Here is a 26,998-nt window from a genome sequence, read left to right on the forward strand (position 1 = left end):
GCTGTAATAAAAGTTAGACTGCTACATTGTTAAATTCAATATATATAAATGGAAAATAGGGTTGTAATTACCGGAATGGGAATTTATTCCTGCATCGGGACATCTTTAGAAGAGGTCAGGGAATCCCTATATCAAGGAAAATCCGGTATTGTTTTAGATCAGGACAGGAAAGAATTCGGTTTCAGATCGGGTCTTACAGGAACAGTTCCAAAACCTGATTTAAAGAACCTTTTGAACAGACGCCAGCGTGTAAGCATGGGTGAAGAAAGTGAATATGCTTATCTTGCTACCCTTGATGCTCTGAAGCAGGCCAATCTTGATGAAACCTTTTTAGATACTCATGAAGTTGGGATCCTATACGGAAATGACAGTGTTTCTCAGGCAGTCGTAGAATCTATCGATATTGCAAGAGAAAAGAAAGATACTACATTGATGGGGTCGGGAGCGATCTTTAAATCAATGAATTCAACGGTTACCATGAACCTTTCTACCATATTTAAGCTGAAAGGTATTAATCTTACAATTAGTGCAGCCTGTGCAAGTGGCTCACATTCCTTAGGGCTTGCTTATATGATGATCAAAAACGGTTTTCAGGAGATGATTATCTGTGGTGGGGCTCAGGAAACTAATAAGTATTCCATGGCGAGTTTTGATGGATTAGGTGTTTTCTCTGCAAGAGAAGATGAACCTACCAAAGCATCAAGACCTTTTGACTCAGAACGGGATGGACTGATTCCAAGTGGAGGTGCAGCTTCTTTAATTGTAGAAAGTCTGGAATCCGCGCAAAGAAGAGGAGTTCCTATTATTGCTGAAATCATAGGGTATGGTTTCTCCTCCAACGGTGGGCATATTTCGACTCCGAATGTGGATGGACCCGCTTTGGCAATGGACCGAGCTTTGAAACAGTCAGGTTTGAAAGCTTCAGATATCGATTATATCAATGCTCACGCCACTTCTACTCCCATTGGAGATGCCAATGAAGCAAAAGCGATTCATGAGATCTTTGGAAGTGAGGTTCCGGTGAGTTCTACCAAATCCATGACCGGACACGAGTGCTGGATGGCTGGCGCAAGTGAAGTTATTTACTCAATTCTGATGATGCAGAATGATTTTGTAGCTCCGAATATTAATCTTGAAAATCCTGATAGTGAGGCACAAAAGATAAATTTAGTCTCTAAAACAAAAAATCAAAAAATTGATGTATTTTTGTCGAATTCTTTTGGGTTCGGGGGAACCAATTCTGCACTAATAGTTAAAAAATTTGATTAAAAACATGGAAAGGGAAAAAATTGTTGCTATTGTTAATGATTTTCTGGTTAACGAATTTGAAGTTGACGGAGATGAAATCAGTAATGATGCCAACCTTAAAAATACACTGGGGCTAGACAGTTTAGACTATATTGACATGGTCGTAGTAATCGAATCCAATTTCGGAGTGAAATTAGGAGAAGCAGACTTCAAGAAAATGGTGACATTTGATGATTTCTACACAACGATTGAAAATAAGATCGCTGAAAAAAACGCATAGTTATTAAGTAATCTATATTCCTTACAATGTACCAATGTAATAATAGAAGAGGATACTCAGAGATATTATTACATTGGTACACTCTTATATTGGTAAATTGTTATGAACAAATGGAAAGGTAAATCTAAAGGGACGGTTCTCGGTTACAGGATATTCGTCTGGTGTATTAGAAATATCGGAATCAGAAGTTCATATTGGGTACTATACTTTGTGGCTGCTTATTATGTTCTATTCCAAAAAAAAAGCAACCAATACATTCTAAACTATTTTCAGAAAAGGCTGAATTACAGCTACTGGAAAGCTAAACGTTCAATTTTCAAAAGCTATTTCACTTTTGGGCAGGTTCTGATCGATAAAACGGCTATTTCCGCAGGGCTGAGAGAAAAGTATACCTATGAATTTGATGGGATTGAAAATCTGAGAAACCTTTTGGCAGCCAAAAAAGGAGGAGTTCTGATCAGTGCCCATATCGGCAACTTTGAGGTAGCAGAGTATTTCTTTGCAGACATCGATTTTGACTGTCAGATCAATCTGGTGACAACAGATCAGGAAGTAACTGTGATCAAGGAATACCTGGAAAGTGTTTCTGTTAAAAAGAGCAATATCAAATTTATTTATGTAAAAGAAGATATGTCGCATATCTTTGAGATCAATCAGGCTTTGTCTAATAATGAGCTGATCTGCTTTACAGGTGACCGTTATTTTGAAGGTTCAAAATTTCTGGAAGCCAATTTACTGGGGAAAAGCGCCAAGTTTCCGGCAGGCCCGTTTCTTATTGCATCCCGATTGGGAGTACCTGTGGTATATGTCTATGTGATGAAGGAAAACAATCTTCATTATCATCTGTATGCAAGAGTAGCACAGAATATTAAAAACCGGGATTCTCAGGGACTTCTGCAATCTTATGTTCAGAATCTTGAAACGATGGTGAAAAAATATCCGCTCCAATGGTTTAATTATTTTGACTTTTGGGATGATATTGATTAATTTTTCTATTTTTATTCCTTCAAAAACTAATAAAAAAACCGGAACCTATTAAAATCTATTGAGAACCCGAATTTTTAAAAGGATATTGTTCAAATAGGACTTTCCTGTTTAGAAATGACAAAATAATATCTGAATTTCTTAATTTTCCAATCTCTAATTTAAAAAGCACATTCTCCTTTGAAAAAAGAATATGACATACTTGTTATCGGCAGTGGATTGGGAGGTCTTGTTTCGGCTCTTGTTTTGGCGAAAGAAGGCCTGAAAGTTTGCGTACTGGAGAAAAATAACCAGTATGGCGGAAATCTGCAGACTTTTTCAAGGGATAAACTTATTTTTGATACTGGTGTCCATTATTTGGGAGGTCTTTCAGAAGGGCAGAATCTAAACCGTTTTTTCTCTTATCTGGAGATTATGGATGAACTGGAGCTGCAGAAGATGGATGAAGATGGATATGATAGAATTTCCTTTGGAGATGGTACGGTTGAATATCCACATGCCCAGGGGTATCAGAATTTTGTAGAGCAATTATCCGCTTATTTTCCCGATGAAAAAGAAAATATTGAAAACTATTGTGAAGAGATCCAGTATGTATGCAGTCAGTTTCCGAGATATCATGTGGTGGGAAAGGAAAATTACAATGAAGAAATCCTGCATTTAAATACCAAGAGGTTTATAGAATCCGTAACGCAGAATAAGACCCTTCAATCCGTTTTATTAGGCTCTAATTTTCTGTATGCGGGGGATTCTGAAAACATTCCGTTTTACGTTCATGCTTTAACGGTAAATTCCTATATGCAAAGTGCTTATAAATGTGTGAAAGGAGGAAGTCAGATCTCTAAGCTATTGATCAGGAAGCTTCGGCAATATGGCGCTGAAGTTCACAAGCATTCAGAAGTTTCCGGGTTTATTTTTAATGAAAATAATATACTGACATCTGTAAAAACAAAGACGGGGAAAGAATATGCTGCCAAGCAGTTTATATCAAATATTGAAATACATTCTACGATTAAATTAATTGGAGATGAAAGACTGAAAAAATCTTTCCTGAACAGGGTTTTAAGTTGGCAGCCGGTTTCATCCTGCTTCAGCGTTTACCTTGTTTTACATCCTCAGTGTTTACCGAATTTTAATTATAATATTTATCATTATTCAACAGAAGAACAGGTCTGGAATGCCTACCGCTATAATAAAGAAAGCTGGCCGGAAACCTATATGCTGTCATCCACGCCTTCAAAGCATCATCCTGAGTTTGCAGAAAGTCTGACTGCGATTTCTTATATGGATTTTGATGAGGTTAAACAATGGGAAAGTACGGTAAATACAGTAACAGATGAGCATGAAAGAGGAGAGCAGTATGAAAAGTTCAAGCTGGTAAAGATTGAGAAAATGCTTAATGCCCTCGAGAAGAAGATTCCTAATCTGAGACATGCCATTAAAGGGATATATACCTCTTCACCTTTATCATATCGCGACTATATCGGAAGCTTTGAAGGAAATATGTACGGTTACATGAAAAACTCTGATAATCCACTTAAAACAATGGTCTCTCCCCGTACAAAAATTGACAATCTGTTTCTGACAGGTCAATCTGTAAATATGCATGGAGTTCTGGGGGTAACTATAGGCGCATTTAATACCTGTGCCGAAATTCTTGGGAAAGAAACTATTGACAGCCGTTTGGATTCAATGACTTAATAAAAACCAACAGTGAAAAAAGCTAATATCCAATATCTGTCATATAAAAGGCTCCTTATTTACTTCCTTTTTTCTTTTCTCCTTATTTCATGTGGAGTATCAAAATCTGTAAATCATATTCCTGATGTAAAACAATATGCTCTGGAAATCCCTAAGGTTCACAGGATTAATGATAGTACCTTTAGCTATAATCAGAATTTTCTCACCAAAAATAAACAGCAGCTTTGGGAACTTTATATTAAAGGAAACCCTTTGCAGCTGGGCTATAATAATGGTGCATTAACCCAGGATCTGATGCAGAAACAGGAAGGTATTTTCTTTTCCAAAATAGAGGGCTTTGTTCCCTCAAAGTTTAAACAGAAACTTTTAAATGCTTTCTTAAAGTGGTATAACCGTAAAATGTATCTCAATGTAAGAGAAGATTATCAGGCAGAATTATTGGGACTATCACAATATTCATCAGATCAGTATGATTTTATAGCACCAAAGTATTTGAGAAATCTTTATCTGCACGGAGCCCATGATATAGGACATGCGATGCAGGATCTGGCGATGGTTGGCTGTACTTCTTTGGCTGTTTGGAACGAAAATACGGAAGATGGTGACATGCTGATCGGAAGAAACTTTGATTTCTATGTAGGAGATGACTTTGCCAGAAATAAACTGGTAGAGTTCGTAGAGCCGGAAGACGGAATTCCTTATATGTCTGTAAGCTGGCCGGGAATGATCGGAGTAGTTTCCGGGATGAACAAAGAAGGAGTTACAGTAACGATCAATGCCGGAAAATCCAGAATTCCTTTGACTGCAAAGACCCCAATTTCGCTGGTCACAAGAGAAATATTACAATACGCTAAAAATATTGAAGAAGCCATCGCTATTGCCAGGAAAAGGAATGTTTTTGTCTCAGAATCAATCTTAGTGGGAAGTGCTCATGACAAAAATGCAGTAATCATTGAAGTTTCACCGAAAAATTTCGGAGTGTACAGGATTCAGAATACAAGTAAAGTATTTTGTACAAATCATTTTCAGTCTGATGTGTATAAAGATGATGTAAGAAATCAGAAACAGATTGAAGAAAGTCATTCCGCTTATCGCTATGAAAAGCTTCAGGAACTTTTGCAGGAAGAGAAAAAATTAAATCCTGAGAAAATGGCTTCCATCTTAAGAAACCGTTCAGGGATAAAGGATAAAAGCATCGGCAATGGAAACGAAAAGGCATTAAACCAGCTCCTGGCTCACCATGCTGTTATTTTCTCACCCGAAAAGAAGCTGGCCTGGGTATCTTCCAATCCTTATCAACTGGGAGAATTTGTATGCTATGATCTCAATGAAATATTTTCCGGAAAGGGTTTACAACGCAATGATTTTTCAAAATCACAGCTGAATATTGGCAGAGATCCTTTTGCTGACTCACAGGAGTTTAAGGATTATGAAGAATACAGACATTTAAGTTTAAAGATCAGTAATGCTATTCATCAAAAAGAAGAACTTACAGACGGTTTTTTTGCTCATTATACATCTTTAAATCCTGATTTTTGGAAAGGATATTTCTTAGTTGGTAAATATTATTATCACAAAAGAGAATATTTAAAAGCGAAAATTCAGTTTGAAAAGACACTTACCAAAGAAATAACCACCGTTCCGGATCGAAAATCAGTTGAAAAATATCTTAATAAAACGGATAAAAAATTCAAAAAGTATTAGAAATTGTTTAAACAATTGATTGATTTTCATTTATTTAATCATTTTTTGTTTAGTGACAAAAGTGTATAAAAAACTAATTTGTCACGTGTTTTAACGAAAAAATTAAACTATACTTTGTTTACTGACTCTATTATTTAATTGTTTTTTTAATATATTAACGTTGTGTTGCGTTTTTTGTTGTGAATTTATAAGTTCGTTGCAATAAAAACGTGTAATATGATAAAAATTAAATTCTCTGTTAAATTCCTGCTTCTTTCTTCCTTTTTCAGTGCAGGGATGGTTTTCGCTCAAAATCAGGAGCAGGTTATAAAAGACTATATGAGTTCTTCAAAAGGACAGTTTCAAAGAATGAACTCTGACCTGAAATCTTTTAAAATTGTCAATATCGATCATTCAGAAAGCTTAAAAGGAGATGTTGTAGGAATACAGCAAACGATCAATGGTATTCCAATATTTGGCAGTTCTGCGAATGTTCTGATAAGGGAAGACAAAGTATTAAGTTTTGCGGATACATTTATGAAAATTTCGCCAGCCTCAATTAAAGGTAAGGAAGGTGCTAATAAAGAGAATCTTATTGCCGCTACTGCTAAAAAGTTCAATGGAAATACCATTTCAAAAAGCTCGGATGGAAAGGAGGAATCTATTAAAGCGACCACTGTTTATTTTGTAAAAAATGGAAGTCTGGTTCTCGGATATGAATTTACTATCGAAGAAAAAGAATCCAATAATACCTTGATGGTGATTATCAGTGCTGAAGACGGTTCTGTTTTATACAAGGAAAACCTTACGGTTTCTTGTAACTTCCATTCAGATGCTTATGAGCATTCTCATGCGGAACATTCGATGCTAAACTTATTTCCACAATTGCAGTATAGAATGCCGCAGAGTACCAATTTTGTTTTAGCTCCGGATAATGCCTCCTATAATGTATTTCCTTTACCTGTGGAAGCCCCCACTTTTGGAAGCAGATCATTGATTACGAATCCATGGGATTTGGTAGCCTCACCGGAAGGGTGGCATTCTGATGGAACCACTAACTATACAAACACAAGAGGAAATAATGTCTATGCCTATACAGATGAAAATGCAACCAATATTCCCCAATTTTCCCCTGATGGTGGAGCTCCCAGAGTTTTTGATTTTCCATTGGATATAACATTGCCTCCACAAAATTATACATCTGCATCAGTCACTAACTTATTTTATCTGAATAATAAGATTCATGATGTATTTTATAAGTTTGGATTTACAGAATCTGCTAAAAATTTTCAAACTAATAACTTTGGAAACGGAGGTTCTGGAAATGATGCTGTATTAGCTGAGGCGAGAGATGGCAAAGGATATAATAATGCTAATTTTGCAACGCCTAACGATGGTTTTGCACCAAGAATGCAGATGTATTTGTATGAACCTAAAAATATGCAGAACCTTTTTTATAATTCACCTTCCGCATTTGTATCAAGGACTCCTACTACTAGAACAGCCGTATTTGGCCCGGCATTAACATCAACAGGAGTTACTGCTGATATTGCTGTTACTACACCTATTGATGGATGTACTGCCATTTCGGAAGATCTTACTGGGAAAATAGCTTTGATACAACGAGGTGGGGCTAATAATTGTGGTTTTGCCCTAAAAGTTAAAAATGCTCAGTTAAAAGGAGCTGTAGGAGCGATTGTTTATAATGCACCAACTTCTGTGGTTCTTGCCGGTCAAATGGGAGGAACAGATGCTACGATTACCATTCCATCGGTTAATATAGAAAATCCTGAAGGGGTTGCTATCATCAATCAACTTGCATCTGCACCGGTTAATGCAACATTGAAGTATGATAAACTCAATTATATCTATAAGGACGGAAGTTTAGACAACGGTATTGTTACCCACGAATATGGACATGGTATTTCTTCGCGTCTTACCGGTACAAGTGTAGGTTGTTTAAATTATACAAATGATAATGAACAAATGGGCGAGGGATGGTCAGATTTCTTTGCTTTAATGTTAACTAACAGACCTGGTGATAACGCTTCTGTACCAAGAGGTATGGGAACTTTTGCTGAAGGAGATCCTACAGATGCTGTTGGAATAAGACCTAAGAGATATTCTCCGGACTTTGCAATCAATGATTATACGTATGGGAAAACCAACGGGATGAAATATAATGATACTGAAACCAATGGAACTCAGATTACCAGGGTTAATTCTCATAGTATGGGGTTTGTATGGGCTACTATGCTTTGGGATCTTCATTGGAATTATGTTGAAAAGTATGGGTATAGCAGTAATGTTTTGGATAATCCTAACAGCGGCAGTGCAAGGGTATTGCAGCTTGTTGTAGATGCTTTGAAATTGCAACCATGTCTTCCTACTTTTGTAACAGGCAGAAATGCAATCTTAGCTGCTGAACAGGCAAAGACAGAAGGTGCAGATAAATGTATGATCTGGAAAACATTTGCAAAAAGAGGATTGGGGGTCAATGCAGCCTCTGGTGGTTTGAAAGGAAGATGGGTTGGGTTTGACCAGCTAACACCGGATTTAAGTGACCAGGTAGAAGACTTTACAGTTCCAGCTGAATGTGCTACATTGGCCGTAAGTGAAGCTGCTGAAAATACAAAAGGAATTTCTATCTATCCGAACCCTGTAAAAAATGAGTTTACGATAAAAACTCCTTCAGGAATTAATTTATCAGGAATTACCACCGTGTCTATCTATGATTTGACAGGGAAGCTTATTTCCCAGGAAAATATTAATCTTAACAGGCAGACAACAGTTAATGCTAATCATCTGATCAACGGAGTGTATATTGTGAAGATTAAAAATAATTCTTCAATCGACTATAGCCAAAAGATCATTGTTTCCAAATAGAAATTTTTAAATAAATAAGTGTAATGCTCTGGAATAGCTTCCAGAGCATTATTTTTTTTCAATAATCGTTTTGTTTTTATGGTGTTTTGTGAATAAATATTCACTTTTTTTAAATTTTTACAATAAAATATGTAACATTTCTATTTATTTCCCTACTAACTGAATTGGATATTAATATTTGTTAAAAGAAAACTTATGAAGAAAATTCGACTTAGTGTTAAGCTATTGTTATTTTGTTCTCTTTTCAGTGCAGGGATTGTCTCTGCTCAAAAGTATGAACAAGTCATTAGAGATTATGTGAACTCTGCAGGATCTTTTCAAAGATCTAATTCTGAGTTAAAAGGTTTTAAAATTATCAACATAGACCCTTCAACAAGTTTAAAGGGAGATGTGGTAGGAATACAGCAAATCATTGATGGTATTCCGGTATTTGGTAGCTCTGCCAATGTTTTGATCAGAGATGGAAAAGTATTGAGTTTTGCTGATACATTTATTAAAACCTATCCTAATACCATTAAAGGGAAGGAAAGTGGCAGAAAAGATGCATTGGTTGCTCAAACTGTTAAAAGATTGAACGGTTTATCCACATCTAAGAATATTGATGGTCATGAGGAACCGATAAAAACGAACACCGTTTATTTTGCAAAGGGAGGAGATTTCATCCTTGGTTATCAGTTTAATATTGAAGAAAAAGAAACCAGCAACGTATGGAATACTATTGTAAGCACCGAGGATGGTTCTATTCTATATCAGGAAAATACAACACTTTCCTGTGATTTTCACCCTGAAAGTTACGAAAGATCTTCTGGAGAATTGTTAACAGGTCTGAATATTGAGCCTTCTGCTCTTCCTAATAATTTAGAAGTGGCAGACTTACATAAGAATACAAATTTTGTTCTATCTCCGGATAACGCTTCTTATAATGTTTTTGCATTTCCTGTAGAGGCCCCATCATTTGGAAGCAGAACACTGCTTACCAATCCTTGGGATCTGACAGCTTCACCTGAAGGCTGGCATTCTGACGGTACTACAAGCTATACCATAACAAGAGGAAATAATGCCTTTGCATATACTGATGAGGCTAATACCAATGTTGCACAATTCTCTCCCGATGGTGGTGCAAACAGAGTTTTTGATTTTCCTTTGGATGTGACACAAATGCAGCAAGCCTATACCTCGGCAGCTGTAACCAATTTATTCTATACAACGAATAAAATGCATGATGTGTTTTATAAATTCGGATTTACAGAATCTGCGAGGAACTATCAAAAAAATAATTTTGGCAAAGGCGGCGTAGAGAATGACCCTGTTCTTGCTGAATCAAGAGATGGAAGTGGTCTTAATAATGCTAATTTTAATCCTGGTGCTGATGGAACAAGCGGAAGAATGCAAATGTTCCTTTTTGTACCTAACGATGCAAGATATCTTTATTATAATGCTCCGTCAAATTATGTAGCAAGAGCTCCAAAAGCAGGAACTGCTAATTTCGGTCCACAACTTATTGGAGGAACTCCTGTCACAGGAGATCTGGCTCTTCCAACACCAGCTGATGCATGTACTGCTGTTGCTGCCGGAAGTCTTACCGGGAAAATAGCGGTATTAAATGCAGCAGGGCCTACAGGATGTGGTTTTGCTCTTAAAACCAAGAATCTTCAAAATGCCGGAGCTGTAGGAGTTATACAGTATCATCCGAATAGTGATATCCCAGTAGGACTTGGAGGAGCAGATGCTACGATTACCATTCCTACAATTATGGTTGGTAAATCAGAAGGAGAGTTCCTTGTAAGTGAATTAACCAATGGTGTTGTTGCAAATGCTACATTAAAAACTGAGGCTGTTTATAGAGATGCCAGCTTAGATAATGGTATTATAAGCCATGAATATGGGCACGGGATTTCTAATCGTCTTACCGGAACAGGAAGCTCTTGTTTATCCTACATCACATCTAATGAGCAAATGGGAGAAGGTTGGTCTGATTTCTTTGCTTTAATGCTGACTACCAGACCGGGAGATAATGCCTCTATTGCCAGAGGAATAGGAACTTTTGCTTCAGGGGAAGCTGCAACAGGAGCAGGAATTAGACCAGCAAAATATTCACCTGATTTTGGCGTAAATAATTTTACTTATGGTAGAACCAATGGAATGAAAGTAAATGCATCTATATCAGGAATTGCAGTTACTGTACCTGATGTTCACAGTATTGGTTTTATCTGGGCTTCAATGCTTTGGGATCTTAACTGGAAGTATGTAGAAAAATACGGTTATAGCAGTAATGTTTTGGATAATCCTAACAGCGGTAGTGCAAAAATTTTACAGCTGGTAATGGATGCTCTTAAATTACAGCCGTGTAATCCTACATTTGCACAGGGAAGAGATGCTATTCTTGCCGCTGATCAAGCTTCTACTAATGGAGAAAATAAGTGTATGATCTGGAAGACATTCGCTAAAAGAGGATTAGGGGTAAATGCAGCAGCAGGACAGCTTAATGGTTTGGCATTTGGGTCAAATCAGCCTTTACCAGGAATGAGTGACCAGGTAGAAGACTTTACAGTTCCGGCTGAATGTGCTACATTGGCAGTAAGTGAAGTTGCTGAAAATACAAAAGGAATTTCTATCTATCCGAACCCTGTGAAAAATGAGTTTACGATTAAGACACCTTCAGGAATGAACTTATCAGGAATTACCACCGTATCCATCTATGATTTTACCGGAAAGTTAATTTCTCAGGAAAGTATCAATCTTAACAGGCAAACGACAGTTAATGCAAGTAATCTGATCAACGGGACCTATATTGTAAAGATTAAGAACAATTCTTCAATCGACTATAGCCAAAAGATCATTGTTTCCAAATAGAAACATTAAAATAAATAAGTGTAAAAGCTTCGGGATTTTTTCCGGAGCTTTTCTTTTTAGTTATAATATCAGAGCGGGTTTAATTATTTTCAGGGTCAAGCTTATTCAGAAAAAGAAAGGTGCTTATTCCCGTAATAGCAGATAATGTGGTACTCAGGATAAAGCTTCCGATCACATATTGAAGCAGATTATTCTTGATCAGCTCAAAATTAAGATCCTGGCTAAGGAAATTACTGTCTCCATGTACAAATGGAGCACCCAGAAATAAGGAGGCTGCAATGATGAAAGGAATAAAAGGAGGTAAACTCACATTGGATGCCACAAAGGCAAGCACTTTATTCAGCTTAAAAAGAACGGATAAGCTGATGACAAGCAGGGTCTGGAATCCCCAAAAAGGAGAAAGACCGATAAAGACTCCAAGTGCAATGGAAAATGCTTTTGTCCGGTTGCTTCCGTCACTTTCCAGTACATCTTCCTTTATGAATCTTTTAAAGCTTTTTTTTTTAAAATTATTCACAAAGTTTCTCGGAATAATGTAGAAAAGGGTAATGGTCACCAAAATTGTGTTCAGAATACTGATTCTGGTGAAATCCTTGAATGGTCTGAAATGAGAAACGCGTTCTGCAGGATCATACAATACTTTTATCGGAATATTTTTTACAGGAACATGCCTCCAGGCAGTTCTTACAATGATCTCAATTTCAAATTCAAACTTAGGGGTAAAATATTTCTTTGGAATTTTATGTAAAGGGTAAAGTCTGTAACCGGACTGAGTATCTTCCAGCCTGATTCCGGTTTCAAACCAGAACCAAAAATTAGAAAACCGATTTCCGAAGCTGCTCTTTTTTGGAATTCCGTCCTGAGACATATTCCTGTTTCCAATCAGAAGAACATCTTTATTCTCCTGAAGAAGAGCTTCTACAAATACCGGGATATCATCCGGGTAATGTTGTCCATCGGAATCAATGGTTATAGCGTGGTTATATCCCAGTTCCTTTGCCTTTCTGAAGCCTGTTTTAAGTCCGTTTCCTTTTCCTTTATTCTGCGGTAAGGAAATGACTGTGATCTGAGGATATTGGTTCAGAATCTGAAGGGTGGAGTCTGTGGAACCATCATTGACCACAATAATACTTTCGGTGTAATTTAAAACACCGTCAATTACCCTTTTCAGAGTCTTTTCATTATTGTAGGTAGGTATTAAAACGCAGATCTTCCTTTCAGAAATTGCATTTTGTATTTCAGCAAGGGACATTGTTCTATTTTAAAGTGGCTCTTTCTGCCTCGGTAATGGTTTTAGACTGCCCTGCAAACCTTTTGATATAGTTTTTCAAAGCAGCATTCTGTTTACTGTAATTATTCAGGAGGAATGCTTTATCATCTTTTAAACTTCCTCTGTATCCCACGATTTTAGGAATGTTTTCCTGAACACTTAATCTGATCAGACGAAGTTCTGCATTATTAGGATTACTTTTGATAATACCCTCAAGGTTGGTGGCACCTGTTTTTACAAGCGCTTTTCTGTTTCCTTTGGATACTTTGGCTTCCATGATTTTGGCCGCTGCTTTATATCCTAAAGTTACAGGATCAGAACCGGATTGTTTTTCTGCAGCTTCAATAAAGTTTGTTGTATTAGTGCTGGAGTCATTAGCCTTGGCATAGCTGTTTCTCAGTATTTCAAGGTCAGACTGAAAGAAAAATAAAAATGCCGCTACGAAGGATAAAATAAGTTTCATGATGTTATTTTTTATAGCTTACAGACAATTTTAATGCAATAGTCTCGCCAAAGGAAGTTACATTTTTTACTTTAACATCTTCCTCGTTTTCAGTAATGTCCAGTTGAAGTTTCAGGTCAGGAGTCTCAAAAGGATTGATAATAGCCATAAATTTTACATTCGAAGCTGTTTTTAAAAATAATTTTGACCCTGTAAATTCTTCTGTAAGTTCTTTTATGATCTGCATCATACAAACTCCTGGCGTCACAGGATTTCCTGGGAAGTGGCCCTTGAAAATATCGTGATCTTTATTCAAATGGATATTAGCAATAAAGCTTCCGTTTTCTGTCTTTTCGTATGATGTTAAACTATAAAAATCTGTAAGAATGGTTTGCATGATCTTATTTTTTAAGATTAAATGTATAATATACTCCAGCCTGGAAAACTACATTGGCATGTTTTCCCTGGTAGTTATTTATGGTATGTAAAAAGCCGTGTTTTATTCTGGCTTCCACTCCAAAGTTCTTGGTAATGTCATAACCCGCCCCTGCAGTAATTCCTAAATCGAAATTATAGGATGGATCAAAGTCTTTTTCCACAACTACATCAATGGTAGGGCCTATAAGCACATTGAAATTTTTAAAATAAAACTTATTGACTAACTGGGTTCCAAAATAAGAAATTTTATATTCATCTCTGTCATTTCTTCCAATACTTTCTACTTTTGCACCTTGTCTTGAATAATTAAATTCAGGCTGCAAAGCATAAAATTTAGTAAGTCTTATATTTCCAAAAAAACCAATATAAAAATCTGTACGGGTCTTAAATTTATAAGATCCTTTTATTTCATCGTAGGAATGAGTGTTTTCATCATAAATTAAGTATTTTTCAACCCCATTGCCTTGTGTGAAATGTGAAAAATTGGCCCCTCCTCTTACTCCAAGGCTGAAAGTTACCTGTGCAAAAGACAGTCCGGAGATGAGAGCAAAAAGCAGAAAATATATTTTCTTCATGTATAAGTTATTCAGTTTCGGTTATTTGAAATAGTTTTATATTGATCTTAAAATCCTTATGATCTAAGTGTAAGCTGTCCGCGAAGATATGTTTTTTCGCATCAAAAGTAAAATCGATCTTTTCTCTGTTATTTTTAGTATAAATAATCTGTTTCAGTAGATTATTTTCTTTGTTAAAGAACAAATAATAGCTTTTATTGTCAATTTTGGAGAGATAGATGTTAGCATTTTCATTTTCAAAGCTTTCGCTCACCGGATATTGTCTTTTTAGAAGTTGCTGAAAGTCATTCTTCAGAAAATTGATGACAATTTTTTTATCCAGATCAGGAAGTACATAATTGAGTTTGAAGTTATTCTCCGAAATCTCAAAATCAATCAGTTTATTGCCAAAATCAGAAGTTAATGCGACCCGATGTGTCTTATCATTCAGTTTCTTGATGATGAGAATACCGCTTACATGATTTTTATAAATATCCATCTGGCATTTATAAACATAATCTTCGGCAGACGAAAAATAAAGATTTTCTACTGTCTTTTCATTTATCGGAACCGGTTTTACGTCTGTAAGCTGATAGGTTTTACAGGAAACAGCCGATAACAGGATTAGGCTATAAAGTAAATTCTGACGCAGGAATCGAAGCATTGATCTTTGTATTTTTAAAAACAATATTCGTAGTATCTCCGGAAGCTTCCGTCATATTTACCTGGGAAACGGTAGATTGATTTTTAGGGAAATAAAGTTCAATCTGTTTGATGTATTTTAAAAGCTGGGATGTCTTCGGTACAAATTTCGCCACATTGTAATTCCCATTTTTGAAATAGGTCACTGTAAACTCAGGGTCGTTGAACATCGTTCCGTTGGAGCTTCCGACAATCAGTTTATTGATCTTTTCAAAAGTTTTGCTTTTGGCATCTACGGAAGATTTTTTTCCCTGATCGTTGATGTAGATTTTATTGCTTTTGAAAACAATGCTGTACTGATAAGGTTTGGTATATTTCCAGCTCAGCATATTAGGGGTCTGCAATGACATTTTTCCGTAGGTAACAATACTTTTATCCAGAAAGTCCAGTTTCTTGGTTTGGGTAAAATCACTTTGCAGGGTCTTGATTTCTTTGGTGTCTGCCGAAACCTTAGATACGAATGCCTTAGCCTCCGCTCCTGACATTGCCGTATTTTGGGCAAAAAAGAAACCGGAAACCAGTAAAAATGCTCCGAAAGCAATATTTTTAATCATTTTTTTCTTGAATTTATAATAGAATCAACTGTAAAGGTTGAGTACTTTTTATCTGCCAAAAATACTAATAAATCCGCCAGCACACGATACGTTTTTTCTGAAGTGTCGTGAAGAAGGATAATGCTTCCTTTTTTCAGGCCTTTAGTTACTCTTTGATAGATTTTCTTTTCATCATCAATGATCGTGTCCAGAGAGCGGACATTCCAGCCAATACTTGTTTTATGAGTCCGTAGTATCGCTTTGGCAATACTGGGATTGGTAACTCCGAAAGGAGGTCTGTATAAGTCTGTTTGTATATTCCCAACTTTCTTTATAACCTCGTCACAGTTTTCGATCTCTGCGGTCATTTTTGAAGCAGATAAAAAACCTGTTGAATTGGAATGGGATAGGGTATGATTTCCGATGGAATGTCCTTCAGCAATGATTCTTTGAAAAGTTTCAGGATATTTCTCAATCTGTTTTCCGATGCAGAAAAAGGTAGCTTTTATTTCATGTTCTTTAAGCAGATCCAAAAACTTCGGTGTAAATTCAGTAGGGCCATCATCAAAAGTAAGGGCTACTTCCTTGATTTTTGTCCTCTTATGGGTAATACTTTTGATAAAATATCCCAGCTCAATAGCAAATGACCCCCAAACCATCACGGCAGAAAAAGCAAGAAAACAGGCGACATATACCCAAAGGCTTCCCTGAAACGCATAAATAAAAACGTTACAGAAAAGATAAAATAGGATAAATGAATAATGTCTCATAATTGAGTGTTTTTGAATTCTTGAATGACTATTTCCTTCCTTTATAGCCATAAAATGAATCCGAAATCTAAAGGTACAGATTCTTCCTTCACCAAAATGATAATCACGGCATTTTTATATCTGTTTATCTTTAAACGTTTTATGCTTTTTCCAGTAATACCAAGCTATGATCGCTACCTGCCAAATGATTGTAAAGAAGAATATTCTTTACTCTTTCTTTTCTCTCTGTATTAATCATCATTACTTCCGGGATCTGCTGATCCTTAAGAATATGACATGCTATAAATGTAGAAAAACCACTTGCAGTATTGAATTCCCCACTCAAATGTTTGTAATACAATAAAGCAGAGTCCTGAAAAAGATCCATAGCTTTAGTATAATAGGCATCAGAGTTTGCATCACCACTATAACCTAAAATGACAGCATCAATATCTTTTGCTGAAAGGTTGTTCTTCGTCAAAAATTTCTGTATAAAATCTGAAGTTTCTTCCAGATCTAATCCATTGCTGATTTTAATATCTGTAAGTTTTGCATAGGCATTTTCTGTTTTATCTTTCCCCAAAACAAAAAAGCTTGCGCCTTCGCCCCAAATAACTCCATTGGTTGTGGAATTCAAATAATCTGCGGGAAGGTCTGCCTCCTTTTTAACGGTATTATTCAGGCAGTAGAGTTCCATTGTTCTGTCAGTTTGTTCATCGGTAGAACCTACCAGAACATTTTCAGCTTCACCATCTTTGATCTGAAGCAGTGCATCCAGGAATGAAAATTCCAGCGATGAAGACGTATTTACATAGGTGAAGTTGTAGCCATGGCACTGTAATCCCAGCGCAATCTGACCTGCAACAGTATTATGGGTAGACTGAATGAAAAATGTAGGAGTTAGAAATTCCTCATGGTTATCAATCACATTTTTCAGAAACTTTTCAGAATCCTGTGAACATCCCATTCCGGTTCCTACAATAATAGCATCCGGCTGTTCTATTCCAGCTTCTTTTAAAGCATAGTGTGAAGCTACAGAACTCATTTTTACCGTTTTGGACATTCTCCTGATCATGGAAGGTGGAATGAATTCCTTGTAATTAGGTTCTATGGCTTTAATAATCTTTACCGAGTTTTCCGGCTTAAGATTCTGAAGAATATTTTCGCTTAAAGTGTCCTGAACGGAGATACAGGATGCACTGTTGATGTATACTGTACTCATGACTTTGAGAAAATTAAGGTTGAACAGTTTCCTCCAAACCCAAATGAATTGGAAAGAACATGATTGATATTCTTCTCCTTCAGCTCAGTAACCGGAGTTAAATCAAACTCTTCCATTTTTGTTTTAAAATTCAGGTTTGGGAAGATAAGGTTATGCTGCATTGCTAAAATTGAAAATACAGCTTCAATTCCGGCAGCGGCAGCCAGTGTATGTCCTGTAAATGCTTTTGTAGAGCTGAACTCAGGAACGTTATTTTCTCCAAATATCCTGATCATAGCAATTCCTTCCGATAAATCATTATTGGGAGTTGCTGTTCCATGAACATTGATATAGTCGATCTCTTCTTTTTTTAATCCTGAAGTTTTCAGTGCTTGCTGCATGGCTAAAAAGGCTCCCTCTCCGTTTTCAGAAGACGCAGTTTGGTGATGTGCATCGTTGGCATTTCCGTAACCGGAAAGATAGGCCAGCACCTTTTTGTTTTCCTTTTTTACAATTTCTTCAGACTCAAGAACTATGAAAGCAGCAGCTTCTCCAAGGTTCAGGCCTTTTCTGTCATTATCAAAAGGAGTATTGTAAGAATCGGTAAGGATCATCAGGGTATTGAAACCATTCAGGGTAAACTTTGAAAGAGAATCTGTTCCTCCAACGATCACACGGTCCAAAATTCCATTTTTAATCAGTTTTGCCCCCATCATGATGGCATTGGCTGCAGATGAACAAGCTGTGCTGATAGTGGAAACCATGCCTTTTAATCCCAAATGACCGGCTATCGCCAATGAGGAATTTCCGGCATCATGAGCATCAATATATTTTTGCTTTTCAGGAAAGTTTTCATAGGAATAGAAGTACTTTTCAGTAATATCCATTCCGCCAACGCTGGTGGAGGAGATCATTCCGGTTCTGTACCCGTTGATGTCTGATATTCCGGCACTTTCTACAGCTTCTTTGGCAGCAACCATACCTAATAAGGATGTTCTTGTGACATTGTTGTCTGCGTTAAGTTGAAGTTTTTGTACAAGTTCCTCGTTGGATAATTTTATTTCACCTGTTTTAATGGTTCCGGCATGGCGGGTTTCAAACATCTGAATATCTGAAATACCATGCTTTCCGGATTGCAATGAAATAAAATTTTCTTCCACATTGTTTCCGATGGAGGAAATGATGCCCATTCCTGTGATGGCAATTTTTTGACTCATTAATTAGTTTTCTATGAATTATTTAAACACAATGAGCGCAAAGCTTTATTTTTCAAACTGTTTTTAAGCTCGCAAGGGCGTTTCACTTAGCCAAGAAAATACAATTAGTGTTCATTGCTAAGTGAAGCGCCTTTACGACCGAAAATATTTCCGATGTTTAAAAAGCTCAGCGAACCTAGCGTTTGAAAAAAATTATTTTGTTCTGTTGTTTTCGATGAATTGAGCCATGGTATCGATAGATTGGAAAATTTCCTTTCCTTTTTTAGGATCAGCTAATTTTATTCCATAGTCTTTATCAAGAAGAACGATTAATTCTAAAGCATCAATAGAGTCTAATCCTAATCCACCTCCGAATAATGGATCAGTATCTTTGATTTCCTCTACAGAAACGTCTTCAAGGTTAAGGACTTCAATAATTTTGTGCTTCAATTCAGTTTTTAAGTTTTCCATAAAAAGTTTTAATTTAATAATGTACCGATATAACAGTTTATCAATGCGTTAATGATTTGTCATTGTTGCATTTTCAGATTGCCGGATGGTTACATTTTTATAAGGTTAGCAAATATACAAAAGCTTTATAATTTTCCTGAAATAATTCAACCCAGCCGCACAATACTTTATCAGCTTTTCCTGATTGAAGAATCTGTTCTGCATAATCATTTAAAAAATTTTCATCAAAATCATCGAGAACGAAGAAAGCATTCTCTGTCTGCATTTTGTTCTTAATGCTGATTTCACCTACACAGATGTTGGGTAAAGTGTAAACAAAGACTGCAGGACTCGGAAAGTAATTTTCCTGAGAATTGATGCTTTCCTGGTATTTGAAATCGGTATCCAGACTGGACGACCGGTTGGCAAAAACCAATGCGGTTCTGCTGTGATCTTTATCTTCTTCTAAAATCATTTCGGCAGAGAGAAAGGCCAGTTTGCTCAGGCTATCCATTTTATGAAACTTTGGATAGTTCAGCTCTGCGTTTTTATAGGCTTCTTTAGCAAACTCCGGGAATATATTGCTTTCGGATTCAAAAATAAGATTTCCGTCAACGGTTATCTTTGAATGTTCTATAGTACAGGTTTTTGTTTTCTTCATTAATGGTATTTCCATTTTTTACAAATATAAAATAATTTGAAATGACAGCGAGTTGTTATGGGGTGCATTCGAATTTTTAAATATTTATTTTTTTTATCCCTTATTGGTGAAAAAATAGTATATTCGAAAACTAAAAAACATCTATGAGAGGAAAAATTATTCTTCGGTTGGCCCTGTTATCAGTGCTGACAGTTTCTATCTATTCCTGCCGGACGGAAGATGAAGTACTTCCCCAAGAAGAGCAGTCCCAATTCAGGGCTCCTATTGAAATGTTCCTGAAATTTGAAGAGAAGGCTCAGGCTGATCCGGAATTCAAATCTCAGAACAGGCAGCAGACATCCGGTCAAACTAACCAAAAGAATGCCTCTTACAATACCTCCCCAGTAAATATTCCTATCTCTCAGGTGAGCTATAAACTGCCATTCAGAGAAACCATAGAATCATTTTTCCAAAACAATCCTGCTTTAGGGCTGGAATTTTATAAAGATTTTGGAAATCCTTTTTATAATGTATCTACCTATACTTATGGAGATAGTTCCAAGGCTATTGCCTTTCCTATTCTCCAGGGAGATCGGGTAACGGCTTTTATTCATGGTATTGTTACTCCCAACAGAGATTATGTACAGTTTACCATTGTCCAGAATAATGATCCTGTAACGCTGAGAGTATTAGCCATTCTTCAGGATGCGGTAGATAACTTATATCCCAAAAATCCTACTCCAATGGGGAAATTCGCTAAAGAGCAAAATATTAGGGTTAACGATATCGAGGAAATCACCATCATTAAATTCAATGTTTTTTCTGGTGGCGGTGGCGGTTTCGGATATATGTTCCCTGGAAGAGAGTGGTGGAAGGACTCTCCATGGAAAGAAGCTAATGGAGCACATTTGGGCAGTGGAGGAGGAAAAGCAATGTCCGGAGATGGTTCTAAACATAAGTTTCCGGATTATCTGGATCCTGAGGATGATCCCTGTGAGAAAGCAAAAAAAATGTTTAACAAACCTTATGTTCAAAAAGGGATAAACGATATAAAAGCACAGGCACTGAAAACACTTAGTGATATGAACACCGGAGAGATCGGTTTTAAGGAGAAAAAAGATGGTAGTTTAGCTCCTGCCGATGTTAATGGCAATCATAAAGTTGTATTTAATGATGTAACCGATTCATATGGCGGCTATCACAATCATACTGCAACCGGAACCCATATGTTTTCACCTCCGGATATTGTAGATGCTCTGTTTGGATTTGCGGCGGCACAAAGTGCACAAGATGGGGTCGGAAATGCCTATCTTGGCATGATTGCAGCAGAATGGTGCAATACCTGCCCTAATAATGCTCAATATATACATTATGTAATAAAGTATACAGGAACAGGGTCAGAATTGGGAGGCTACGTTTATACACCTGCACAAATGAATCAATTTGAAGATGATTATAGAAAGATTGTTAAAAACTTAAAAAACAAATACGTAAATGGAACAACATATATTAATGTTTCAGAGGATTTAAATGAAAAAGGTTTAGAAAAAATATTCTTTGAAACATTAAAAGTTATCGGAATAAATGGAAAAGTAAATTTACAACGAATAGAAGCTAATGGAAGTGTTAATAATATAACATTGAATAGTGATGGTATACCTATTGCGAAACCTTGTCCTAATTAATTATTAAAAAAATTAATATGAATACAATACAAACAAAAGCATTATTAATGTTAACATTGATAATAAACTTAATATCTTGTCAAGCTCAAATTTTACCAATAAATACAGCTTTAAATGAAATTCCTGCTGGTGCTCATTTGAAAGATATAAATAACGAATTCGTTCCATTTATAGGAACTTATAAAGCTAATTTCAATGGTAATGAAGTTACTTTATTCATTACCAAACAAGATGATAAATTAGAAGAAAGTACGCATAAAAATTATTACATGGATGCTTTAGTTATAAAATATATTGTTAAAAATTCCCTAGGAGTTATTTTACAAGACACTCAGAATAATAATAAAATTCGATTTTATAGTATTGATATACCAGCTCCAAATACAGTAGGTTTTCTTTATAGTGGGACCAACTGTAGTGTGGGATGGGGTGAAATTAATTTAAAAAAAATTAATTCAACGCAAATTTCTTGGGAATATCGTCCGGATGATATTGTAACAACTGCAAGTAAATGTCCTCCAACTTTGGATACAAAGATCTATTTACCGGAAACGAAGGATTTAATTTTCACCAAACAATAGTAGTGAGTAGATTACTTAAAATATTAGGAATATTTGCTGTGTTTTTTTGTAAATCACAACAAACTTATCCATTATTGACTTCTGTAGATAGTGTGCCTAATATGTCACATTTAAAAGATACAAATAATGAGCTTCAATCTTTTGTAGGAACATATGTATCAAATTATAATGGAAATCAAATTACTTTTTATATTACAAAAGAAAGTGATCAGTTTTTTGATTATGGGAATAAGCAAATTTATATGGATATTCTTTATGTGAGATATACAGTAAAAGATTCTTCTAGTAATATTCTTCAAACTACTCAAAATATGACATTTAAATCTGATAAATTAAATACAATTTTTAGCTTATGGGTTACTGAAAATGGAAATAAAGCATTATTAAACTATACGGGTACTAATTGTAGTGTAGGATGGGGAGATATTCGTTTAAAGAAAATCAATTCAACTCAGTTATCTTGGGAATATCGTCCGGATGATATTGTAACAACAGCAAGCAAATGTCCTCCAACTTTAGATACAAAGATCTATTTACCGGAAACGAAGGATTTAATTTTTACTAAGCAATAGTGAAATGTTTATTTAAAATATTAGGAATATTTGTTTCGTATTTTTGCCATGCGCAACAAACACTTCCTTTAAATACTGCTTTTTCAACTATTCCTAATGGTGCTCAACTAAAAGATACTAATAATGAGTTAAATCCCTATATAGGAATCTACAAAGCTAACTTTAATGGTAATGAAGTTACCATATTCATTACCAAACAAGAAAATAAATTAGAAGAAAGTGCTAAAAAAAATTACTATATGGATGCATTGATAGTAAAGTATATTGTTAAAAATTCAGCAGGAGCTACCTTACAGGATACACAAAATAATAATGTGTATAATATTGAATTATATAGCATTAGTACAAGACCTGATCAAAACTCAGTACATTTTTTTTATAGTGGAACTAATTGTAGTGTAGGATGGGGAGATATCCGCCTAAAAAAAATCAATTCAACTCAGCTATCTTGGGAGTATCGTCCTGACGATATTGTAACTACGGCCGCTAAATGTCCTCCAACTTTGGATACAAAAATCTATTTACCAGAGACAAAGGATTTAATTTTCACTAAGCAATAGTGAAATGTTTATTTAAAATATTAGGAATATTTGTTGCGTATTTTTGCCATGCGCAACAAACACTTCCTTTAAATACTGCTTTTTCAAGTATTCCTAATGGTGCTTACATAAAAGATACTAATAACGAATTAAATCCTTATGTAGGAATCTACAAAGCTAACTTTAATGGTAATAAAATTACCTTATTTATTACCAAACAAGAAAACAAATTAGAGAACACCGGCCAAAAAAGTTATTATGTAGATGCATTAATAGTAAAATACATTGTGAAAAACCCTACAGGTACCATTCTACAAGACACTCAAAATAATAATGTATATAATATTTCACTATATAGTACTAAGATAAGATCTGATAGAAATGTTGTACATTTAATCTACAGTGGAACAAATTGTAGTGTTGGATGGGGAGATATTTTCTTAAAGAAAATTAGCCCTACACAAGTCTCTTGGGAATATCGTCCGGATGATATTGTAACAACTGCAAGTAAATGTCCTCCAACTTTGGATACAAAGATCTATTTACCGGAAACGAAGGACTTAATTTTTACTAAGCAATAGTGAAATGTTTATTTAAAATACTAGGAATATTTGTTGCGTATTTTTGCCATGCGCAACAAACACTTCCTTTAAATACTTCTTTAGTAGATATTCCAAATAATGCTTATATAAAAGATACTAATAATGAATTAATTCCATATGTTGGAACTTATAAAGCTAATTTTAATGGTAATGAAATTATACTGTATATTAGTAAAGAGGACAATAAATTGGAAAAACGTTCAACAAAACAATTTTATAGAGATGCCTTAGTTGTAAAATATACTGTTAAAAATTCTTCTGGATCCATTTTGCAAGACACCCAGAATAATAATACATATAACATTGAATTATATAGTATTGATACTGACCCTACAGAAAATACAATAACTTTTTTTTACAGTGGAACGAATTGTAGTGTTGGTTGGGGAAGAATAATGTTAAAAAAAATTAGCCCAACTCAGCTATCTTGGAGTATCGTCCTGACGATATTGTAACTACAGCCGCTAAATGTCCTCCAACTTTAGATACCAAGATCTATTTACCGGAAACGAAGGATTTAATTTTTACTAGGCAATAAGAATAAGAGGCTGTCAAATGTAAGGCAGTCTCTGTTGTTCTAGAGTGTTTTATTTCCCTGCACAGAGGAAACAATTTATATCAAAAATGGGGCAGGGGATCTCAATGAAAAAGGATTAGAGAAACTATTTTTTGATTCTTTGAAAATATGGGATTGGATGAAAAAGTGAACTTACAACGGGTAGAAGCTAATGGAACAGTAAATAATATAATAATATTAAAGAGTAATGGTATGCCTGCCGTAACTCCATGCCCTAATTAATCAGTTTTAAAATGGAAATAATACAATCAAAAATAATATTAGCATTGACGTTAATTATAAATTTAATGTCTTGTAAAGCACAGACCTTGCCGCTTAACACCCCTTTTTTAAATATTCCCAATGGAGCACATATAAAAGACACCAATAATGAACTAGCTCCATATATTGGCATTTATAGAGCTATTTTTAATGGATTCGAAACTACATTATTCATTACTAAAGAAGAAAATAGGTTAGAAAAGCGTTCAACAAAGCAGTTTTACAGAGATGCTTTAGTAGTTAAATATACTATAAAAAATTCTGCAGGAGTTACTTTACAAAGCACCCAAGATAACAATCTTAATATTGCCTCTATATTTAGTATTAGTACTGAGCCTACTGAAAATACAATCAACTTTATTTTTAGAGGTACTAATTGTAACGTTGGTTTTGGAGAAATTAAATTAAAGAAGATCAACTCAACGCAAATCTCATGGGAATATAAGCCCAATGATATTGTAACAACAGCCAGTAAATGTCCTCCAACTTTGGATACAAAAATCTATTTACCGGAGACAAGGGATTTAATATTCACAAAGCAATAAGAATAATAGGCTGTCAAATGTAAGGCAGTCTCTGTTGTTCTAGAGTGTTTTATTTCCCTGCACAGAGGAAACAATTTATATCAAAAATGTGGCAGGGGGATCTCAATGAAAAAGGATTAGAGAAACTATTTTTTGATTCTTTGAAAATATGGGGTTGGACGGAAATGTGAATTTACAATGGGTAGAAGCTAATGGAACAGTTAATAATGTAACCTTAGATGGCAATGGGATACCTACTGGAACAACTTGCCCATAATATTATGATTCATCTTTAATTCGCATTGTATAATAATTTAAATTAAAAAAAATATGAAAAAGATAATAATAATTTCATGCATATTATTAAGCTTTATATCATGTAAAGCACAACAAACTTATCCTTTGTTAACTTCAGTAAATAATATTCCTACTATGTCTCACTTGAAAGATACAAACAATGAACTTCAAAAATTTGTAGGTATATACTCATCAGTTTATAATGGAGTTCAAATCATTCTATATATTACTAAAGAAAATGACAAGCTTTTTAATACTAAAGGAAAGCAAATCTACAGGGACGTTTTATCTGTAAAATACATTGCCAAAGATCCTTCTGGCGCTATATTACAAGATACTAAAAATATGGGATTACCAGACAATAGCCTTAAATATACAATTTACAGCTTATGGGTTACAGAAAATGGAAATAAAGCAGAGTTAATATATAATGGAACTAATTGTAACGTTGGTTTTGGAGAAATTAAATTAAAGAAGATCAACTCAACGCAAATCTCATGGGAATATAAGCCCAATGATATTGTAACAACAGCCAGTAAATGTCCTCCAACTTTAGATACAAAGATCTATTTACCGGAAACGAAGGATTTAATTTTTACTAAGCAATAGTGAAATGTTTATTTAAAATACTAGGAATATTTGTTGTGCTTTCTTGTGAAGCACAAACAATATATTCATTAAGACCTACCGAAATAAACCTTTTGAATAATTCTTATGAAAAAGATACTAATAATGAATTACAAGCATATGAAGGTATTTGGAGGGGAGAATGGAACAATAAAATATTTATTATTACTTTAAAAAAAATCACTAACAAATATGATAATGATGTTAAACGCTATAGAGATTATTTAGTCGGGCGGTTTATTGTAAAAGATTCTAATGAGCATACTTTATTTGATAATATTAAATCTTCAGATGATCAAGCTAAAATTCAGGGAATTAATTTTAGAAGATATGGCAATAAATATTCTTTGATTTATAATGATCCAGAGTTATGTCATATAACAGGAAATATTGCTATCAATTTTATAGATACAGTTAAAACAAAATTGGAATGGAAGTATTATCAAAATAGTGATTGGACAGATAATGATTGTTTTTATCATGGGTTGCCACAATCCCAACGTCCTGATCCTTTGCCACAAAATATAATACTTACCAAGCAATAATGAATGATCTATTTAAAATACTAGGAACTTTGGTTGCTAATTTTGGTGGAAAAACAATTACTTTCTTGATTACCAGACAAGAGCATAAAACATTTAAAATGCCTAAAACAACAGATTTTTATTATCAAAATGCATTGAATATCAATTATATTGTAAAGAACTCAAGTGGAGTGGAAGTGCAAAATAACAGTAATATTCAGTATGAGTGTGATAGGAAAGCAATAACGAGTATGTTTGTTAATAATGGTATTGTAAATTTTATTATATCAGAACTAATTGTGGCGCAGGTTGGGGTAGTATAAACCTTAAAAAAATAAGTAATACGGAGGTTTCATGGACTTATCTTCCTAATGATACAGTGTTAACAACCAAAAATTGTCC

At 35.0% G+C, this 26,998-nt stretch carries 28 protein-coding genes; 17 read left to right on the forward strand and 11 right to left on the reverse strand.

Annotation, left to right across the window (positions count from 1 at the left end; translation table 11 throughout):
- Positions 1-48: 48 nt before the first annotated feature.
- From M2372_RS15495 to M2372_RS15525, 7 genes are all read left to right on the forward strand, one after another.
- Positions 49-1,269 (forward strand): beta-ketoacyl synthase, encoded by a 1,221-nt coding sequence (locus tag M2372_RS15495; RefSeq protein ID WP_123321109.1) that lies wholly within the window; start codon positions 49-51, stop codon positions 1,267-1,269.
- A 4-nt stretch (positions 1,270-1,273) separates the two neighbouring features.
- The gene (locus M2372_RS15500; RefSeq protein ID WP_047377388.1) at positions 1,274-1,528 is read left to right on the forward strand and encodes an acyl carrier protein; all 255 of its coding nucleotides are present in this window, start codon (positions 1,274-1,276) and stop codon (positions 1,526-1,528) included.
- A 102-nt stretch (positions 1,529-1,630) separates the two neighbouring features.
- Complete coding sequence (locus M2372_RS15505; protein WP_123321110.1) at positions 1,631-2,515, forward strand: lipid A biosynthesis acyltransferase; 885 nt, start codon at positions 1,631-1,633, stop codon at positions 2,513-2,515.
- Between the two features lie 177 nt (positions 2,516-2,692).
- Entirely contained in the window at positions 2,693-4,210 is a 1,518-nt protein-coding gene (locus tag M2372_RS15510) for an NAD(P)/FAD-dependent oxidoreductase (protein ID WP_123321111.1), read from the forward strand.
- Between the two features lie 12 nt (positions 4,211-4,222).
- Positions 4,223-5,914 carry a C45 family peptidase gene (locus M2372_RS15515; protein ID WP_228455784.1) on the forward strand — a complete coding sequence of 564 codons (1,692 nt, stop codon included), beginning with the start codon at positions 4,223-4,225 and terminating at the stop codon, positions 5,912-5,914.
- A gap of 216 nt (positions 5,915-6,130) precedes the next feature.
- Entirely contained in the window at positions 6,131-8,779 is a 2,649-nt protein-coding gene (locus tag M2372_RS15520) for a T9SS-dependent M36 family metallopeptidase (protein WP_123321112.1), read from the forward strand.
- Positions 8,780-8,974: 195 nt separating this feature from the next.
- A complete protein-coding gene (locus tag M2372_RS15525) occupies positions 8,975-11,632 on the forward strand; it encodes a T9SS-dependent M36 family metallopeptidase (protein WP_123321113.1) in 2,658 nt (885 codons plus the stop codon).
- A gap of 79 nt (positions 11,633-11,711) precedes the next feature.
- Here M2372_RS15525 and M2372_RS15530 read toward each other — a convergent pair whose 3' ends face one another.
- The 11 genes from M2372_RS15530 to M2372_RS15580 form a co-directional block, all read right to left on the reverse strand.
- Positions 11,712-12,884, reverse strand: coding sequence for a DUF2062 domain-containing protein (locus M2372_RS15530; RefSeq protein ID WP_123321114.1), 1,173 nt, complete (start codon positions 12,882-12,884; stop codon positions 11,712-11,714).
- A 4-nt stretch (positions 12,885-12,888) separates the two neighbouring features.
- A complete protein-coding gene (locus M2372_RS15535; RefSeq protein WP_123321115.1) occupies positions 12,889-13,365 on the reverse strand; it encodes a hypothetical protein in 477 nt (158 codons plus the stop codon).
- Positions 13,366-13,369: 4 nt separating this feature from the next.
- On the reverse strand, positions 13,370-13,741 hold the full coding sequence (locus M2372_RS15540; protein WP_115969963.1) for a 3-hydroxyacyl-ACP dehydratase: 372 nt from the start codon (positions 13,739-13,741) through the stop codon (positions 13,370-13,372).
- Between the two features lie 4 nt (positions 13,742-13,745).
- Positions 13,746-14,357, reverse strand: coding sequence for an outer membrane beta-barrel protein (locus tag M2372_RS15545; RefSeq protein WP_123321116.1), 612 nt, complete (start codon positions 14,355-14,357; stop codon positions 13,746-13,748).
- Between the two features lie 7 nt (positions 14,358-14,364).
- Positions 14,365-15,000 carry a hypothetical protein gene (locus M2372_RS15550; RefSeq protein ID WP_115969967.1) on the reverse strand — a complete coding sequence of 212 codons (636 nt, stop codon included), beginning with the start codon at positions 14,998-15,000 and terminating at the stop codon, positions 14,365-14,367.
- The gene (locus M2372_RS15555; RefSeq protein ID WP_115970029.1) at positions 14,966-15,592 is read right to left on the reverse strand and encodes an outer membrane lipoprotein carrier protein LolA; all 627 of its coding nucleotides are present in this window, start codon (positions 15,590-15,592) and stop codon (positions 14,966-14,968) included. Before M2372_RS15555 ends, M2372_RS15550 begins: the two co-directional genes overlap by 35 nt.
- Positions 15,589-16,341, reverse strand: a complete 753-nt coding sequence (locus M2372_RS15560) for a polysaccharide deacetylase family protein (protein WP_123321165.1) — start codon at positions 16,339-16,341, stop codon at positions 15,589-15,591. Before M2372_RS15560 ends, M2372_RS15555 begins: the two co-directional genes overlap by 4 nt.
- 139 nt (positions 16,342-16,480) lie before the next feature.
- Positions 16,481-17,542, reverse strand: coding sequence for a beta-ketoacyl synthase N-terminal-like domain-containing protein (locus tag M2372_RS15565; RefSeq protein WP_123321117.1), 1,062 nt, complete (start codon positions 17,540-17,542; stop codon positions 16,481-16,483).
- Positions 17,539-18,738, reverse strand: coding sequence for a beta-ketoacyl synthase (locus tag M2372_RS15570; RefSeq protein WP_123321118.1), 1,200 nt, complete (start codon positions 18,736-18,738; stop codon positions 17,539-17,541). The genes M2372_RS15565 and M2372_RS15570 overlap by 4 nt, the downstream gene beginning before the upstream one ends.
- Positions 18,739-18,930: 192 nt before the next feature.
- Positions 18,931-19,188 carry a phosphopantetheine-binding protein gene (locus M2372_RS15575; protein ID WP_089695129.1) on the reverse strand — a complete coding sequence of 86 codons (258 nt, stop codon included), beginning with the start codon at positions 19,186-19,188 and terminating at the stop codon, positions 18,931-18,933.
- 97 nt (positions 19,189-19,285) lie between these two features.
- Positions 19,286-19,843, reverse strand: a complete 558-nt coding sequence (locus M2372_RS15580; protein ID WP_228455785.1) for a 3-oxoacyl-ACP synthase — start codon at positions 19,841-19,843, stop codon at positions 19,286-19,288.
- Positions 19,844-19,971: 128 nt separating this feature from the next.
- Between M2372_RS15580 and M2372_RS15585 the strand changes: the two genes are divergently transcribed.
- The 10 genes from M2372_RS15585 to M2372_RS15630 all read left to right on the forward strand — a co-directional run bounded on the left by M2372_RS15585 (position 19,972) and on the right by M2372_RS15630 (position 26,919).
- Complete coding sequence (locus M2372_RS15585) at positions 19,972-21,492, forward strand: hypothetical protein (RefSeq protein ID WP_123321120.1); 1,521 nt, start codon at positions 19,972-19,974, stop codon at positions 21,490-21,492.
- Between the two features lie 17 nt (positions 21,493-21,509).
- A complete protein-coding gene (locus M2372_RS15590; protein ID WP_123321121.1) occupies positions 21,510-22,073 on the forward strand; it encodes a DUF6705 family protein in 564 nt (187 codons plus the stop codon).
- A gap of 2 nt (positions 22,074-22,075) precedes the next feature.
- On the forward strand, positions 22,076-22,645 hold the full coding sequence (locus M2372_RS15595) for a DUF6705 family protein (protein WP_148060814.1): 570 nt from the start codon (positions 22,076-22,078) through the stop codon (positions 22,643-22,645).
- Positions 22,645-23,205, forward strand: a complete 561-nt coding sequence (locus tag M2372_RS15600) for a DUF6705 family protein (RefSeq protein WP_123321123.1) — start codon at positions 22,645-22,647, stop codon at positions 23,203-23,205. Before M2372_RS15595 ends, M2372_RS15600 begins: the two co-directional genes overlap by 1 nt.
- A complete protein-coding gene (locus M2372_RS15605) occupies positions 23,205-23,765 on the forward strand; it encodes a DUF6705 family protein (protein ID WP_123321124.1) in 561 nt (186 codons plus the stop codon). The genes M2372_RS15600 and M2372_RS15605 overlap by 1 nt, the downstream gene beginning before the upstream one ends.
- Positions 23,765-24,241 (forward strand): hypothetical protein, encoded by a 477-nt coding sequence (locus tag M2372_RS15610; protein ID WP_123321125.1) that lies wholly within the window; start codon positions 23,765-23,767, stop codon positions 24,239-24,241. Before M2372_RS15605 ends, M2372_RS15610 begins: the two co-directional genes overlap by 1 nt.
- A 355-nt stretch (positions 24,242-24,596) precedes the next feature.
- A complete protein-coding gene (locus M2372_RS15615) occupies positions 24,597-25,169 on the forward strand; it encodes a DUF6705 family protein (RefSeq protein WP_123321126.1) in 573 nt (190 codons plus the stop codon).
- Positions 25,170-25,478: 309 nt separating this feature from the next.
- Entirely contained in the window at positions 25,479-26,054 is a 576-nt protein-coding gene (locus tag M2372_RS15620; RefSeq protein WP_148060815.1) for a DUF6705 family protein, read from the forward strand.
- A complete protein-coding gene (locus M2372_RS15625) occupies positions 26,054-26,617 on the forward strand; it encodes a DUF6705 family protein (RefSeq protein ID WP_123321128.1) in 564 nt (187 codons plus the stop codon). Before M2372_RS15620 ends, M2372_RS15625 begins: the two co-directional genes overlap by 1 nt.
- Entirely contained in the window at positions 26,617-26,919 is a 303-nt protein-coding gene (locus M2372_RS15630) for a hypothetical protein (RefSeq protein WP_123321129.1), read from the forward strand. Before M2372_RS15625 ends, M2372_RS15630 begins: the two co-directional genes overlap by 1 nt.
- The last annotated feature ends 79 nt before the right edge of the window (positions 26,920-26,998 follow it).

Source organism: Chryseobacterium sp. BIGb0232, assembly GCF_024810195.1.
Lineage (GTDB): Bacteria > Bacteroidota > Bacteroidia > Flavobacteriales > Weeksellaceae > Chryseobacterium > Chryseobacterium pennae.